At 71.4% G+C, this 15,683-nt stretch carries 13 protein-coding genes; all 13 read right to left on the reverse strand.

Annotated elements, in window-relative coordinates:
- Positions 1-4: 4 nt before the first annotated feature.
- A complete protein-coding gene (gene gatC, locus ABZ883_RS24940) occupies positions 5-301 on the reverse strand; it encodes an Asp-tRNA(Asn)/Glu-tRNA(Gln) amidotransferase subunit GatC (RefSeq protein WP_319659825.1) in 297 nt (98 codons plus the stop codon).
- Between the two features lie 204 nt (positions 302-505).
- Positions 506-2,614: a bifunctional diguanylate cyclase/phosphodiesterase gene (locus ABZ883_RS24945; protein WP_360909637.1), complete on the reverse strand. Its 2,109-nt coding sequence runs from the start codon at positions 2,612-2,614 to the stop codon at positions 506-508.
- 214 nt (positions 2,615-2,828) lie between these two features.
- Entirely contained in the window at positions 2,829-5,057 is a 2,229-nt protein-coding gene (ligA, locus tag ABZ883_RS24950; RefSeq protein ID WP_360909639.1) for an NAD-dependent DNA ligase LigA, read from the reverse strand.
- A gap of 7 nt (positions 5,058-5,064) precedes the next feature.
- On the reverse strand, positions 5,065-6,087 hold the full coding sequence (locus ABZ883_RS24955; RefSeq protein ID WP_360909936.1) for a methionine synthase: 1,023 nt from the start codon (positions 6,085-6,087) through the stop codon (positions 5,065-5,067).
- A 9-nt stretch (positions 6,088-6,096) separates the two neighbouring features.
- The gene (locus tag ABZ883_RS24960) at positions 6,097-6,786 is read right to left on the reverse strand and encodes an SDR family oxidoreductase (protein ID WP_360909641.1); all 690 of its coding nucleotides are present in this window, start codon (positions 6,784-6,786) and stop codon (positions 6,097-6,099) included.
- A 25-nt stretch (positions 6,787-6,811) separates the two neighbouring features.
- Entirely contained in the window at positions 6,812-7,351 is a 540-nt protein-coding gene (locus ABZ883_RS24965; RefSeq protein ID WP_360909643.1) for a TIGR00730 family Rossman fold protein, read from the reverse strand.
- A gap of 26 nt (positions 7,352-7,377) precedes the next feature.
- Positions 7,378-8,541 (reverse strand): tRNA 2-thiouridine(34) synthase MnmA, encoded by a 1,164-nt coding sequence (gene mnmA, locus ABZ883_RS24970; RefSeq protein WP_360909645.1) that lies wholly within the window; start codon positions 8,539-8,541, stop codon positions 7,378-7,380.
- A gap of 24 nt (positions 8,542-8,565) precedes the next feature.
- Complete coding sequence (locus ABZ883_RS24975) at positions 8,566-9,735, reverse strand: cysteine desulfurase family protein (RefSeq protein WP_360909647.1); 1,170 nt, start codon at positions 9,733-9,735, stop codon at positions 8,566-8,568.
- 109 nt (positions 9,736-9,844) lie between these two features.
- Complete coding sequence (locus tag ABZ883_RS24980; RefSeq protein ID WP_360909649.1) at positions 9,845-10,510, reverse strand: trimeric intracellular cation channel family protein; 666 nt, start codon at positions 10,508-10,510, stop codon at positions 9,845-9,847.
- Between the two features lie 72 nt (positions 10,511-10,582).
- Positions 10,583-11,635, reverse strand: a complete 1,053-nt coding sequence (locus ABZ883_RS24985) for a dipeptide ABC transporter ATP-binding protein (RefSeq protein ID WP_360909651.1) — start codon at positions 11,633-11,635, stop codon at positions 10,583-10,585.
- Positions 11,636-11,646: 11 nt separating this feature from the next.
- Complete coding sequence (locus ABZ883_RS24990; RefSeq protein ID WP_360909653.1) at positions 11,647-12,762, reverse strand: ABC transporter ATP-binding protein; 1,116 nt, start codon at positions 12,760-12,762, stop codon at positions 11,647-11,649.
- Complete coding sequence (locus ABZ883_RS24995) at positions 12,759-13,757, reverse strand: ABC transporter permease (RefSeq protein ID WP_360909655.1); 999 nt, start codon at positions 13,755-13,757, stop codon at positions 12,759-12,761. Before ABZ883_RS24995 ends, ABZ883_RS24990 begins: the two co-directional genes overlap by 4 nt.
- A gap of 105 nt (positions 13,758-13,862) precedes the next feature.
- Complete coding sequence (locus ABZ883_RS25000) at positions 13,863-15,632, reverse strand: ABC transporter substrate-binding protein (RefSeq protein WP_360909657.1); 1,770 nt, start codon at positions 15,630-15,632, stop codon at positions 13,863-13,865.
- Between the last annotated feature and the right edge of the window lie 51 nt (positions 15,633-15,683).

Here is a 15,683-nt window from a genome sequence, read left to right on the forward strand (position 1 = left end):
GTGATCAGTCCTCCCCCAGGATCTGCGGCACCTTGAAACGCTGCTGCTCCTGTGCGGGGGCGCCGGACAGCGCCTCCGCCGGGGTCAGGCTGGGCCGGACCTCGTCAGGGCGCATGACATTGGTCAGCGGCAGCGGGTGGGAGGTCGGCGGTACGTCCTCGCCGGCCACCTCGGCGACGCGGGCGACCGCGCCGATGATGGCGTCGAGCTGTCCGGCGAAGTGGTCGAGCTCTTCGTCCTTCAGCTCAAGACGCGACAGCCGTCCGAGGTGGGCGACCTCCTCGCGCGTGATGCCTGGCATGCAGCGATCCTCTGGGGGTGAGTTCGGTCTTTTCGCGCCCAATCCTATGGGCGCGGGCGCCCCGGGGGCGAAACGGTTTGCGCCGGCCGCCGTCCGCGGGTCCGCGCGGCCGTCCCTGCGGCCCGTGATGCCCGTGCGGCGGGCGGGATCACCGTGCCGGTTTCCCGGGGCAGGGCAGTAGGCCGCACGGGCGCGGGGGGACCGTCACTGGGCGTCGGGGACGGCGGCGCGCTCCGTGGCGGCCTCCAGCTCGGCCGGGCGGTGCCAGCCGACGTGGCTGCGCAGCCGGAGCCAGGCGGTGGCCTCGTCCGGGGGCATGGCGGCGGCGACGAGCCATCCCTGGATGGCGTCGCACTCCAGGTCGCGCAGGCGCTCCCAGGTCCGGTCGTCCTCGACGCCCTCCGCCACGACGAGGAGGCCGAGGGAGTGCGCGAGGTCGATCGTGCAGCGCACGATCTCCGCGTCCTCGGCGTCGACCACGAGGCGGGCGACGAACGAGCGGTCGATCTTGAGTTCGCTCACCGGCAGGCGCCTGAGGTGGACCAGGGAGGAGTAGCCGGTGCCGAAGTCGTCCAGGGACATCTTCACGCCGTGGCCGGTGAGCCCGGCCATCGTGTCCGCCGCGCGCTGCGGGTCGTCCAGGAGCACATGCTCGGTGATCTCCAGTTGCAGCGCCCCCGGCGGGACCCCGTGCCGGGCCAGGCGCGCGGCGACGGCACCGGCGAAGCCCGGCGAGTGGACGTCGCGCGGGGAGACGTTGACGGCGACGGGCACGTCCAGGCCCATCGCGCGCCAGCGGGCGACCTGGCCGAGCGCGGTCTCCAGGACGTACTCGGTCAGCTGCGGCATCAGCCCGGAGGTCTCGGCGATGGCGATGAACTCCTCCGGGCTCACCCTGCCCCGCTCGGGATGCACCCACCGCACCAGCGCCTCCAGCCCGGCGACGTGCCCGTCGAAGCGCACCTTGGGCTGGTAGTGGAGCTCGACCTCGCCGCGGTCCAGGGCGCGGCGCAGGTCGCCGAGGAGGCCGAGCCGGTCGGGTGTGTTGCCGTCGCGGGAGGACTCGTAGACCTCGACCCCGCTGCGGTCACGTTTCGCCTGGTACATCGCGACGTCGGCGCGGCGCAGCAGTCCCTCGGCGTCGGAGGCGTGGTCGGGGAAGACGGCGACCCCGGCGCTGGCCTCCAGCACCAGGGTCAGGCCGTCGAGACTGAGCGGTGAGCCGAGCGCCGCGACCAGGGCCCGGGCGATGCGCTGGGCGCGGGTGGGCGAGTCGCAGGTCGGCAGCAGGACGGCGAACTCGTCCCCACCGAGCCGGGCGGCCTCCGCGCCGCGCGGCAGCGCCAGCCGCAGCCGGTCCGCGATCTGCAGCAGCAGGCGGTCGCCGGCCATGTGGCCGAGGGTGTCGTTGACGGAACGGAACTTGTCGAGGTCGATCAGCACGAGCGCGGTCCGCGCGCCCTCGCGGTCGGCGTCCTCCAGTGCCGTCCAGGTGCGTTCCAGCAGCCACTGACGATTCGGCAGCCCGGTCAGCGGATCGCGCAACTGCTCCTCGGCGCGCGCGTGGGCGATCCACAAGGTGGAGTCCAGGGCGATGAGCGGCACGGCGAACAGCGGCAGCAGCAGCGGCAGATCGGCCGCCACGATGATGATCAGCGGGGAGATCCCGAGCAGCGCCACACCGACGAAGCCCTGGCGTATCAGGGCGGTCCTGGCCACCGTCGGCAGGGCTCCGGCGCGCGGCACGATGGCGTACCACAACAGGGTCCGGGTCGCAGCCAGGTAGGCGAGCGCGGCGCCGAACACCGACGGGATCGCTCCCATCCCCCACGTGGCGGGTTGCCAGGGGTGCTCGACCGTCGGGTGGATGCCGAAGCCGGACAGCGCGAGCGAGGCCGCGCCGATGCCGAGGATGTCCACCGCGCCGTGCAGCAGGGCCTGCCGCCAGCGGTGCCGGCGGGCCGTGCCGACGAGCACGACGACGGCCAGGCTGACCAGCACCGCGGGCACCCAGCCGTACAGCAGCAGCATCGCCAGGGTCAGGGCGGCGCCGGAGCCCGTGCCGCCCCACCAGCGGTCGCGGCCCATCGCCACGAGGTGGCCGACGATGATCCCGGTGAGCACGGCGAACGCCCAGCCCACGTCACCGCCGGGGAAGAACGCGGCGCCGTCCAGCACCATCCGGACGACACCGACCAGGAGGGCCGCCGTGGCCGCCCCCACGACCGCGTAGCGCAGCGCCGCGGCGGGCAGCACCGGCACGGTCTGCCTGCGCAGCCGTGGCGCCGGTGCGGCGCTGTCCGTCGGTTCCATGCCCGTCCCTCTCGCAGCCGCGTGTGCCGTCGAACCACACGCCCTGCCCGCGGCACGGAGCCGCGGAACCGCTGCAGGGCTGATGCCCGGAAGGCGCGCCTCTCAACAGTAGGCCGCCAAAGGCTGTCACGGGCACCGATCGGCGGGGGTTGCCCGATTGGATCCCGGTCGACCGGATCGTTCTGGTATGGGCCGAACGGGTGGTGATGGGACGTCATTCCGCGGGGTTCACGGTGGCCTCCCGGGCGGCGTCGGCGCCCTGCTCCAGCAGGACGGCGAACCCGGCCTCGTCCAGGATCGGCACCTTGAGCTGCACGGCCTTGTCGTACTTGGATCCCGGGCTGTCACCGACCACCACGAAGTCGGTCTTCTTGGACACCGAGCCGGTGACCTTGGCGCCGCGGGCGGTGAGTTGGTCCTTGGCGCCGTCGCGGGTGTGCGTGGCGAGGGTGCCGGTGACGACGACGGTCAGCCCCTCCAGGGGGCGCGGCCCCTCGTCGGAGCCCTCCTCGGTGAAGCGGACGCCGGCCGCCTTCCACTTGCGCAGGATCTCGCGGTGCCACTCCTCCTCGTGCCACTGCTTGAGGGAGGCCGCGATGATCCCGCCGACCCCGTCCACGCCGGCCAGCCGCTCCTCGTCCGCGGCGAAGACGGCGTCCAGGTCGCGGAACTCGCGGGCCAGCGCCTCGGCGGCGACCGGGCCGACGTGACGGATCGACAGCCCGGCGATGACGCGGGCGAGCGGCTGCTCCTTGGCCTTCTGGATGTTCTCCAGCATCGCCACGGCGTTCTTCTTCAGCTCGCCCTGCTGGTTGGCGAAGACGGAGACGACCTTCTCCTCGCCGGTCTTCGGGTCGCGCTTGGGCAGGCCGCTGTTCTGGTCGAGCACATGCGCGCGGATGGGCAGCAGTTGTTCGGGGGTCAGGTCGAACAGGTCGCCCTCGTCGCGCAGCGGCGGGTCGGCGGGCTCCAGCGGCCCGGTCAGCGCGGCGGCCGCGACGTAGCCGAAGTTCTCGATGTCCAGGCATCTGCGGCCGGCCAGGTAGAACACCCGTTCCCGGATCTGCGCCGGGCAGCCCCGCGCGTTGGGGCACCGCAGGTCGATGTCGCCCTCCTTCATCGGCCGCAGCGGGGTGCCGCACGCGGGGCACTCGGCGGGCATGACGAACGCGCGCTCGCTGCCGTCGCGGAGGTCCACCACCGGGCCGAGGATCTCCGGGATGACGTCGCCGGCCTTGCGCAGCACGACGGTGTCACCGATCAGCACACCCTTGGCCTTGACCACATCCTGGTTGTGCAGGGTGGCGAACTCGACCTCGGAGCCGGCCACCGTGACCGGTTCGACCACGGCGTACGGCGTCACCCGGCCCGTGCGGCCGACGCCGACCCGGATGTCGACCAGCTTGGAGTTGACCTCCTCCGGGGCGTACTTCCAGGCGATCGCCCACCGCGGGGCGCGGGCGGTGGAGCCGAGCCGGCCCTGCAGCGGGATCTCGTCCACCTTGACGACGATGCCGTCGATCTCGTGCTCGACGTCGTGGCGGTGCTCGCCGTAGTAGGCGATGGCCTCCTTGACCCCGGCGATCGTGCCCACGACGCGGGCGTACTTGGTCGTGGGCAGGCCCCACTCGTGCAGCAGCTCGTAGGCGTGCGACTGGCAGTCGATCGTGAAGCCCTCGCGGGCGCCGATGCCGTGCACCACCATGTGCAGCGGCCGGCTCGCGGTGACCCGCGGGTCCTTCTGGCGCAGCGAACCGGCGGCGGCGTTGCGGGGGTTGGCGAAGGGCTTGTCACCCGCCTCGACCAGGCGCGCGTTGAGCTCCTCGAACTTCTCCATGGGGAAGAAGACCTCGCCGCGGATCTCCACCAGGGCCGGCACCCGCTCCCCCGCCAGCCGGTCGGGGATCTCGGCGATCGTGCGGACGTTGGGTGTGATGTCCTCACCGGAGCGGCCGTCGCCGCGGGTGGCGGCCCGCACCAGGCGCCCGTTCTCGTAGGTGAGGTTGACGGCGAGGCCGTCCACCTTGAGCTCGCACAGGAAGTGGTAGCCGCCGCCCTCTCCCGCCGGGGGGCCCAGTTCGCCGGCCAGCCGCTCCGCCCAGGCGTCGAGCTCCTCCTCGGTGAAGGCGTTGTCGAGCGAGAGCATGCGCTCGCGGTGCTCGACCGAGGTGAACTCGGTCTCGTAGGCACCGGACACCTTCTGCGTCGGCGAGTCGGGGGTGCGCAGCGAGGGGTGCTCGTCCTCCAGCGCCTCCAACTGCCGCAGCAGCTTGTCGAAGTCGGCGTCGCTGACGACCGGCTGGTCCTTGACGTAGTAGCGGAAGCGGTGCTCCTCGACCTGCTCGGCCAGCGAGGCGTGCAGCTCGCGCGCCTCCGCCGGCACGTCCTCGTTCCGGGCGGCCTCGGGGATCTCGGAGTTCTCCACGTCCACGTCCTTCCTCACTCAGGGCTCACTCTGGGTTGTCGACGAGCGAGCGTGCCGCCTTCGCGCAGTGCGTGAGCGCGGCACGGGCATAGGCCGGGGAGGCCCCTGCCAGACCGCAGGCCGGCGTCACCGCCACGGAGGTGCCCAGAGCCTCCGGGGACAGCCCCAGCCTGCGCCACAGCGCCCGAACACCACTGACGCTACCGGCAGGGTCGGACAATGGGGCGTCGGTGCCCGGCACGACACCGGTGAAGAGCGCGGTCCCCGCCTCGGCCGCCTCACCGAAGGCGTCCCAGTCACGCTCCGTGAGCAGCGAGAAATCGAACGACACCCCGGCCACCCCGGCCCGGCGCAGCAGCGCGAACGGCACGTCCGGCGCGCACGAGTGCACGATCACCGGGGCGCCACCGACACCGCCGGCGGCCGCCATGACGTCCCGCAGCGCGCCCTCGACCACTCCCCGGTCGGCCGCGCGGTGCGTGCGGTAGCCGCTGGCCGTCCTGACCTGCCCGCGCAGCACGGCGGTCAGCGACGGCTCGTCCAGCTGCAGTACGGGCTGCGCGCCGGGCACGCGCCGGCGGACGTCCTCCAGGTGCAGCCGCAGTCCCTCGCCGAGCGAGGCGGCCAGGTCACGGCAGGCGCCCGGGTCGGACAGGGCCGCCTCGCCGTTCTTCAGCTCGACCGAGGCCGCCAGCGTCCAAGGGCCCACGGCCTGGATCTTCAGCGGTCCCCGGTAGCCCTGGGTGAACTCCTCCAGCGCGTCCAGGTCCTCCACCAGCCACGCCCTGGCCCGCCGGGTGTCGCGCCCCGGCCGGTCCCCGAACCGCCAGCCGCTGGGCTCGACCCGCGCGTACAGCTCGACCAGCATCCCGAGGGTGCGGCCGATCATGTCGGCGCCCGGTCCGCGCGCGGGCAGTTCCGGCAGGAACGGGAGCGCCTCCAGCGCCCCCGTCGCCGTGCGCGCCGCCTCGCGCGCGTCGCCGCCCGGCAGGGAGCCGACGCCGGTGGCCGTGCCGGGGTGCAGCACGAACCGCTTCTCCTCGCCCATGGCCACCGGTCAGGCTCCCGGGCGGATCGTCAGGTCGTTGACCTCGGCGTCCCGCGGCAGGTCCAGGGCGGTCAGGACCGCCGTCGCGACCGACTCCGGGTCGATCCAGCGGGAGGCGTCGTACGGCTTGCCCTCCTGCTGGTGCACCTTGACCTGCATGGGCGTCGCGGTGCGGCCCGGGTAGACGGAGGTGACCCGCACCCCGCCGGCGTGCTCCTCCTCGCGCAGCGAGTCCGCGAGCGCCTTGAGTCCGTGCTTGCTGGCCGCGTACGCACCCCACTGCGCGTGGGCGTTCAGACCCGCGCCGGAGTTGACGAACACCACGTGGCCGCGGGAGAGCCGCAGTTGGGGCAGGACGAGACGGGTCAGCTCGGCGGGGCCGACAAGGTTGGCCGCGAGCGTCTGGTTCCAGGTCTTCGGGGTCAGCTCGCCGACCGGCGCGAGGTCCACCACGCCCGCCACGTGCAGCAGGGAGTCCAGCCGGTCCGGCGGCTCCTGGTGGCCCAGGGCCCACGACAGCCGCTCGGGCTCGGCCAGGTCGCCGACGAGCGTACGGGCCCCGGGGAAGCTGTCGGCCAGCTCCTTGGCGCGTCCGGCGTTGCGGGCCAGCAGCCACAGCTCGTCGCCGCGGTCGAGCAGGCGCCGCGCCACGGCGGCGCCGATGCCGGAACCGGCTCCGGTGATCAGGTGAATCGACATGGCCCCATGCTCGCATCACCCGGGCTCACAGGATGCCCGCGGTCTCCTCCAGCCAGGCGAGCGCCGCGACCTCGTCCTCCGCGAAGAACACCAGGTCGGTCAGCGGCAGCGGCAGGAAGCCCTCCGCGTCCATGCGCTGGAACTGCTGCTTGAGCCCATCGTAGAAGCCCGCGGTGTTGAGCAGGACGACCGGCTTGGCGTGCAGGCCGTGCTTCTTCAGCTCCAGGATCTCGGTGGCCTCGTCCAGCGTGCCGGTGCCGCCCACCATGATCACGACGGCGTCGGCGCGGGCCAGCAGCTGCGCCTTGCGCTCGGCGAGGTCGGCCGTGATCACCATCTCGTCGGCGCCCTTGCGGGTCTTGGCCGCCAGGAACTCCACCGAGACCCCGACCAGGCGTCCGCCGTGCTCCTGCACGCCGTCGGCCACCACCTTCATCAGGCCCACGTCCGAGCCGCCCCACACCAGGGTGTGGCCGCCCTTGCCGATCAACTCGGCGAACCGTCGGGCCGGTTCGGTGTAACGGACGTCCAGGTCGGCGGCGGAGAGGAAGACACAGATGTTCATACGGGCCAGTCTCCCGCATCGGCCGGTCAGGCCGATGCGGCGGCCCTTGCCCGGCGCTCCGTGGCGGCGATGGTGGCCGAGCCGACGACGCGGGTGCCGTCGTACAGCACGACCGCCTGGCCCGGTGCGACGCCCCGGACGGGGTCGCCCGTGAAGCGGACGCGCAGCTCCTCACCGGCCAGTTCCGCCACGACCGGCACGTCCTCGCCGTGCGCGCGCAACTGCGCGGTGTACGCCCGCGGGCCGTCCCCGACGGGGGCGGTGCCGCACCAGCGCGGGCGGATCGCGGTGAGCGCCGTGACGTCGAGCGCGTCGGCCGGGCCGACGGTGACGGTGTTGTTCACCGGCGAGATGTCCAGCACGTAGCGGGGCTTGCCGTCGTCGGCCGGGACGCCGAGCCGCAGGCCCTTGCGCTGGCCCACGGTGAAGCCGTAGGCGCCGTCGTGGGTGCCGAGGCGGTTGCCGTCCTCGTCGAGGATGTCGCCCTCGGCGGTGCCGAGCCGCCGGGCGAGGAAGCCCTGCGTGTCGCCGTCGGCGATGAAGCAGATGTCGTGGCTGTCCGGCTTCTTCGCCACGGACAGGCCGCGGCGGGCCGCCTCCGCCCGGATCTCGTCCTTGGTGGTGAGCGTGTCCCCGAGCGGGAACATCGCGTGCGCCAGCTGCCGCTCGTCCAGCACGCCGAGGACGTACGACTGGTCCTTGGCGGCGTCCGAGGCGCGGTGCAGCTCGCGGCTGCCGTCGTCGTTGACCATGACCGCGGCGTAGTGGCCGGTGCACACCGCGTCGAAGCCGAGGGCGATCGCCTTGTCCAGCAGCGCCGCGAACTTGATCTTCTCGTTGCAGCGCAGGCACGGGTTGGGCGTGCGGCCGGCGGCGTACTCGGCGACGAAGTCGTCGACGACGTCGGCCCGGAAGCGCTCGGCCAGGTCCCAGATGTAGAAGGGGATGCCGATCACGTCGGCGGCCCGGCGGGCGTCGTTGCTGTCCTCGATGGTGCAGCAGCCGCGCGCGCCGGTACGGAACGACTGGGGGTTCGCGGACAGCGCCAGGTGCACGCCGGTCACGTCGTGCCCCGCTTCTGCGGCACGGGCGGCCGCGACGGCCGAGTCGACGCCGCCGCTCATCGCGGCGAGCACACGGAGGCGACGCCCGTCGCCAGGGCCTGTGGGTGCACCGGGGAAGTCAGTCATAGCGCTGTCCAGAATACGCGCGCCTCAGGACAGCCCGGCGCTCCGGGCGCGGGCGACGACCGGCGTGATGGCGGTCACCAGGGCGTCCACGTCGGCGGCGGTGGAGGTGTGGCCCAGCGAGAAGCGCAGGGAGCCGCGGGCGAGGTCGGGGTCGGCGCCAATGGCCAGCAGGACATGGCTGGGCTGCGGCACACCCGCGGTGCAGGCGGAGCCCGTGGAGCACTCGACCCCCTGGGCGTCCAGCAGCAGGAGCAGGGAGTCGCCCTCGCACCCGGGGAAGGAGAAGTGCGCGATGGACGCGAGACGGCCCTGCGGGTCGGGGTCGCCGTTGAGGATCGCGTCGGGGACGGCGGTACGGACCCGGTCGACCAGGTCGTCGCGCAGGGCGCCGACGTCCCGGGTGAACTCCTGGCGGTGCTCGGCCGCCAGGGCGCCGGCGACGGCGAAGGAGGCGACCGCGGGGACGTCCAGGGTGCCGGAGCGCACACCGCGCTCCTGGCCGCCGCCGTGCAGCAGCGGCACGGGACCGACCTCGCGGCGCAGCACCAGCGCCCCCACCCCGTAGGGGCCGCCCACCTTGTGGGCGGTGACGGTCATCGCGTCGAGTCCCGAGGCCGCGAAGTCCACTTCGGCCTGGCCGAGCGCCTGCACCGCGTCGGAGTGCAGGGGCACGTCGAACTCCCGTGCAACGGCGCTGAGTTCCTTGATCGGCATGAGGGTGCCGACCTCGTTGTTGGCCCACATCACCGTGGCCAGCGCGACATCGTCCGGGTCGCGCGCGATCGCCTCGCGCAGCGCCTCCGCGTGCACGCGCCCGTGTCCGTCGACGGGCAGCCACTCCACACGCGCGCCCTCGTGCTCGGCGAGCCAGTCGACGGCGTCCAGCACGGCATGGTGCTCGACCGGGCTGGCCAGTACGCGCGTACGCCGGGGATCGGCCTCGCGCCGGGCCCAGAACAGGCCCTTGACGGCGAGGTTGTCGGCCTCGGTACCGCCCCCGGTGAAGACGATCTCGCTGGGCCGGGCGCCGAGCGCGGCGGCGAGTGCTTCACGGGACTCCTCCACCGTGCGCCGGGCCCTTCGGCCGGCCGCGTGGAGGGAGGACGCGTTGCCCGTGACGGCGAGTTGCGCGGTCATCGCCGCCACGGCTTCCGGCAGCATCGGTGTCGTGGCGGCGTGGTCGAAGTAGGCCATGGTGACCTTGATTCTACGGGTCCGGCGGCCTCCCGGACCCGCCCCGGCGCCCCGTCAAACCCCGGTCCCGGGCCGCACAAGCACCGTCCGGCACCCGCCGTGGCACGTCTCACACGGCGGCGTCCTCCTCGGCCCGGCTGCGCCGGTGCCAGGCGCGCGGGGCGCGCCAGTGGAAGCGCATCGCCAGCAGTCGCAGCCCGAAGGCGGTCACGACGGCGACCACGCCGGTGGCCGGGGTCAGCGACCCGAAGTGGATGAGCAGGGCCACGAGGGAGGCCCCGGCGATGGCCGGCACGGCGTACAGGTCGCGGTCCCAGCGCAGCAGGGACGGCACCTCGTTGCCGAGCAGGTCGCGCAGCACACCGCCGCCGACCGCGGTGGCCAGCCCGAGCGTGGCGGAGGCGGTGAGGTTCAGGCCGTACGCGTAGGCCTTGGTGGTGCCGGTCACACAGAACAGGCCGAGCCCGGCGGCGTCGAAGACGCTGATGGTGGGGTTGATCCGCTCCACCTGCGGATGGAGGAAGAAGACCACCGCGGTCGCGATCAGCGGGGTCAGGAAGGACCCGAGGTCGGTGAACGCGGCCGGCGGGACCGCCCCGATGATCAGGTCCCTGAACAGCCCTCCGCCCAGCGCGGTGACCTCGGCGAGCACCGCCATGCCGAACACGTCGTAGTTCTTGCGTACGGCGAGCAGTGCGCCGGATATCGCGAAGACGAAGATTCCGGCGAGGTCGAGTATGTGCTGGACGGAGTGGCTGAACAGTTCGGTGTGCACCGGTCCCATTGTGCAGGGGCGGCCCGGTGCGGCCGGTCGGGCCGGTCAGGCCGGTCAGGCCGGTCAGGCCGGTCAGGTCCGGGTAGCCGCCTCCGGTGCCGGAGCGGACTCCCCACCGGTGTTCTCGGGGTGGTGGCAGGCCACCTGGTGGCCGGTGGCCAGGGCGACCAGCGGCGGCTCGGTGGTCTTGCAGACCTCCGTCGCCTTCCAGCACCGGGTGTGGAACCGGCAGCCCGGCGGCGGCGCGATCGGCGACGGGACGTCGCCGGTGAGCAGGATGCGCTCGCGCGCGGTCCGCCGCTTGGGGTCCGGCACCGGCACCGCGGAGAGCAGGGCGTTGGTGTACGGGTGCATCGGCTTGGTGTAGAGGTCCTCGCGGTCGGCGACCTCGACGACCTTGCCGAGGTACATGACCGCGATGCGGTCCGACACGTGCCGGATGACCGACAGGTCGTGCGCGATGATCACGTACGTCAGGCCGAGCTCGGACTGGAGGTCGTCCAGGAGGTTGACCACCTGGGCCTGGATGGAGACGTCCAGCGCGGAGACCGGCTCGTCCGCCACCACGAGCTTCGGCTTGAGCGCCAGCGCGCGGGCGATCCCGATGCGCTGCCGCTGGCCGCCGGAGAACTCGTGCGGGTAGCGGTTGTAGTGCTCGGGGTTGAGGCCGACCAGCTCCAGGAGGTTCTGGACCTCTTTCTTCACCCCGTTCTCCGTCTGCACCTTCTGCAGCTTGAAGGGCGCCCCGACGATCGTGCCGACGGTGTGCCGCGGGTTGAGCGAGGAGTAGGGGTCCTGGAAGATCATCTGCACGTCGCGGCGGAGCGGGCGCATACCGCTCGTGCCGAGGTGTGTGATGTCCCGTCCCTCGAACTCGATGGTCCCGCCGGTCGGTTCGAGCAGCCGGGTGATCAGCCGGCCCATGGTGGACTTGCCGCAGCCGGACTCGCCGACCACGCCCAGGGTCTCGCCGGCGTTGACGTGGAAGTCGATGCCGTCGACGGCCTTGACCGCACCGACCTGGCGCCGCAGCAGGCCCTTGGTGATCGGGAAGTGCTTGACCAGGCCGCTCACCTTGAGCAGGGCGTCCGACCCTTCGGCGGTCGGCTGCTGGGGGATCGTCATCTCCTGGCCTTTCACAGCTTCGGCGCAATCTCTTCGGTCCAGATGCGCTCCCGGTCCGCCGTGCGCAGGTGGCACGCCGCGAGGTGCCCGGCGCCGACGTCGCGCAGCTCCGGCACAACCGTGCTGCTGGCGCCGTCGGTGAGCTCCGCGTACGGGCAGCGCGGGTGGAAGGCGCAGCCGGACGGCACGTTGATGAGGCTCGGCGGCGAGCCCTTGACCGGGTTGAGCCGCTCGGTGCGCTCGCGGTCCAGGCGGGGCATCGAGCCCAGCAGGCCCCAGGTGTAGGGGTGCTGCGGCTCGTAGAAGACCTTCTCGGCCGTGCCGCGCTCGACGCAGCGGCCGCCGTACATCACCAGGATGTCGTCCGCAAGCTCGGCGACGACGCCGAGGTCGTGGGTGATGATGATGACGGCCGAGCCGAACTCCTTCTGCAGGTCCCGGATGAGGTCCAGGATCTGCGCCTGCACGGTCACGTCGAGCGCGGTGGTCGGCTCGTCCGCGATCAGCAGATCGGGGTTGTTGGACAGGGCCATCGCGATCATCGCGCGCTGCCGCATACCGCCGGAGAACTGGTGCGGGTAGTCGTCGACGCGCTTGTCCGGCTGCGGGATGCCGACCCGGTCGAGCATCTCGACCGCGCGCTTGCGCGCCGCGGCCTTGGACACGTCGTGGTGCACCCGGTACGCCTCGACGATCTGGGCGCCGACGGTGAAGTAGGGGTGCATCGCGGACAGCGGGTCCTGGAAGATCATCGCGACGTCCTTGCCGCGCAACCGCCGGACCTCGTCCGGGTCGGCCGTGATCAGTTCCTTGCCGTCCAGCCAGATCTCACCGGACATCCGGGCCTTGTTGCGCCCGTACTGCCCGGCCCGGTGCAGGCCCATGATGGCCAGCGACGTGACGGACTTGCCGGAGCCGGACTCACCGACGATACCGAGGGTCTTGCCCTTCTCCAACTGGAAGGACAGGCCGTCGACGGACTTCACCAGACCGTCGTCGGTCGGGAAGTGCACCTTCAGGTCGCGCACTTCCAGGAACGCCGTGGGCTTGGACGCCGTCCCGGAAACCGGCTCGTTCGGCGCGGTGAGCGCCTCGGCGCCGGCCTTCTGGATGGGGAGGTCCGTCATGAGAGCCTCACTCGCGGGTCGATCACGGCGTACAGCAGGTCCACCACCAGATTGGCAAGGACGACCGCCATCGCGGCGATCAGGGTGATGCCCAGGATCACCGGGAAGTCCTTGTCGGAGATGGCCTTCACCGCGGCCTGGCCGAGACCGGGCAGGCTGAACGTGGTCTCGGTGAGGATCGCGCCGCCCACCAGGGCGCCGAGGTCCATGCCGAGGATGGTGAGGATCGGGGTCATCGTGGAGCGCATGGCGTGCTTGCCGATGACCACCGGTTCGCGCAGACCCTTGGCCCGCGCGGTCCGTATGTAGTCCTCACCGAGGATTTCCAGCATCGTGGCGCGGGTCATCCGGGCGTACATGGCCGCGTAGAGGAAGGCCAGGGTGACCCAGGGCAGCAGCATGCCGCCGAACCACCCTGTCGGACTCTCGCTCAGTTCGACGTACTGACCGTCGATCCAATGGAATTTGAAGACGACCACCGCCGCGGCGAGCATGCCGGTGAAGTAGATCGGCAGCGAGACTCCCGCCAGAGCGACGGTCATGAGGCCGCGGTCGAGCGCGGAACCCCGCCTGAGGGCGGAGACCACGCCGGTGCCGACGCCGACCAGCACCCAGATGAAGACCGCGCCGGCGGCGAGGCCCAGGGTCACCGGCAGCCGGTCCGTCAGGATCGGCCAGACCGCCTGCTCGCTGCGGAACGAGTAGCCGAAGCACGGCGCCGCGCAGTGCGTGACGTCCACGCCGTTGGCGTAGTCACGCCCGGCCACAAGTCCCCACAGGAACTTGCCGAACTGGATGAGGACGGGATCGTCGAGGCCCATCTTCTTCCGGATGCCCTCAAGGGAGGCCGGGTCCGCCTGCTTCCCGATGAAGTAGGTCGCGGGGTCGACACCGACCCATTTGGGGATCAGGAAGAAGATCCCGAAGGTCACCAGGATGATGACCAACAGCATGACGACGACAGCGAACAGTCGTCGAATGAGGTATGCAAGCACTGTGCTCGGCCCGGCGGCGGCCCGGGGGTCCCCCGGGCCGCCGCACGCGGCCATCACCTGCCCTTCGTGCCTAGCGGGTGTGGCACTCGATCGATTCGAGGGTGTTTACTGCACGCCCAGCGAGGCGTAGTCGTAGCGGCCGTTGTACGTGTCGGCCGTGTAGACGTTGGTCAGGCGCGAGCTGCGCCAGATGATGTTCTTCTCGAAGGTGAAGGGCAGGTAGTACGCGCCCTCGGAGACCTTCTGGTTGATCTGCTTGTACAGCTCGCCGGCCGCGTTGGCATCGGGTGCCTGCAGCGCCTGGTCGAACAGGCCGTCGATCGTCTTGTCCTTGATCTCGGCGAAGTTGTTGTTGCCGCTCTCGAGGATGAACCGGCTGTCGACCAGCGGCTGGAGGAAGCCCTGGCCCGACGGGAAGTCGGCGCCCCAGCCCATGATGATGATGCCGTAGTTCTTGGACTTGACCGTCTTCGGGGCACCGATGATGCCGGAGGTCTGCGCACCGTCGAACTCGTCGAGCTCGGTGGTGATGCCGACCTTCTTCAGCGACTCCTGCAGCGACTCGGCCGTGGCGATCTCGATCGGCTTGTTGTTGCGGACCGCGATCGTGGTCTTGAAGCCGTTCGGCTGGCCGCAGGCGGCGAGCTCCTTCTTGGCCTCCGCGACGTTGCCCGTGGTGTCCTTGAGGACGTTGTACGGGTCGTAGCTGCCGTCGGCGCCCTTGATGCCCAGCGGGAGCATGTTGGGGGCGACCGAACCACCGGCCTGCGGGCCACCGCGGGCGGTCTGCAGCGACTTGTGGTCGGCGGCGAGAATGACCGCCTTGCGGCAGTGGATGTTGTCCATCGGCTTGACCGTGGTCGGGAAGACCGCGTAGCGGATGAAGCCGGTGTCCGGGTTGTCGGCGTTGCCCTTGTTCTTGCCGAGCACCTCGGCGCGAGCGGCCTGGCCGACGCCGGTGGCGTTCAGGTCCAGGTCGTAGTCGCCGTTGATCAGACGCTTGTCCATGTCGTCGGCGTTCGTGGTCAGCGTGACCGTGATCTTGTCCGGCAGCGCCTTGCGGAGGTCGTCGGTGGACGCGCTCCAGTTGGTGTTGCGGACCAGCACCATCGACTTGTTCGGCGTGTACGACTCGAACTTGTACGGGCCGCTGGAGAACGGCTTGAGGCCGTACTTGGCGCCGGTGTCCTTGGCCGCGGGGACCGGGGAGCCCGACGGCATCGCGAGCATCTGCTCGAAGTCGCTGTTCGGCGTCGCCAGGTGGAAGACGATGGTCTTGTCGTCCGGCGTCTCGATGGCCTTCAGGCCGAGCTTGTCGGGCGAGGTGTCCTTGTACGGGCCCTTGTACTCACCCTTGGGGTCGAGCACCTGCTGCAGGTAGATCGGGCCGCCGGAGATGACGTCCTGCGCCCAGATCCGCTCGATGCCGTACTTGATGTCCTTGGAGGTCAGCGCGGAGCCGTCCTCCCACTTCAGGCCGTCCTTCAGCGTGTACGTGTACGTCTTGCCGCCGTCGGCGACCTTGGCCAGGGAGCTGGCCAGGTCCGGCTTCAGCGTGGTGCTGGCCGCGCCGGGCTCGGGCGTGAAGGAGACCAGCTGGCGCGTGTAGTAGCGGGCGAAGTCCCACATGAAGCCGTAGTAACCACGCTGCGGGTCCCAGGAGTCGGCGTCCTGCGTACCGACGAACTTGAGCGTCCCGCCCTTCTTGTCGGACGCGTTCGCGACCTTGTTGACGGCCGCGTTGAAGCCCGGAGCCTTGGCCTTGCCCTCGGACTTTTCACCGCCGCCGCCGCCGCAAGCAGCGGTGGACAGCAGGGCGGCGACCACGATGGCCGTTCCCGCGGCCAGGCGCCTCGATGAGCGTGGGGATGTCACTTTGTCGCAACCTCCGTGATTCGCGGTCCGCGGTTTTGGCGGACCTGCGTT

Source organism: Streptomyces sp. NPDC046977 (genome assembly GCF_040644455.1).
Taxonomy (GTDB): Bacteria; Actinomycetota; Actinomycetes; order Streptomycetales; family Streptomycetaceae; genus Actinacidiphila.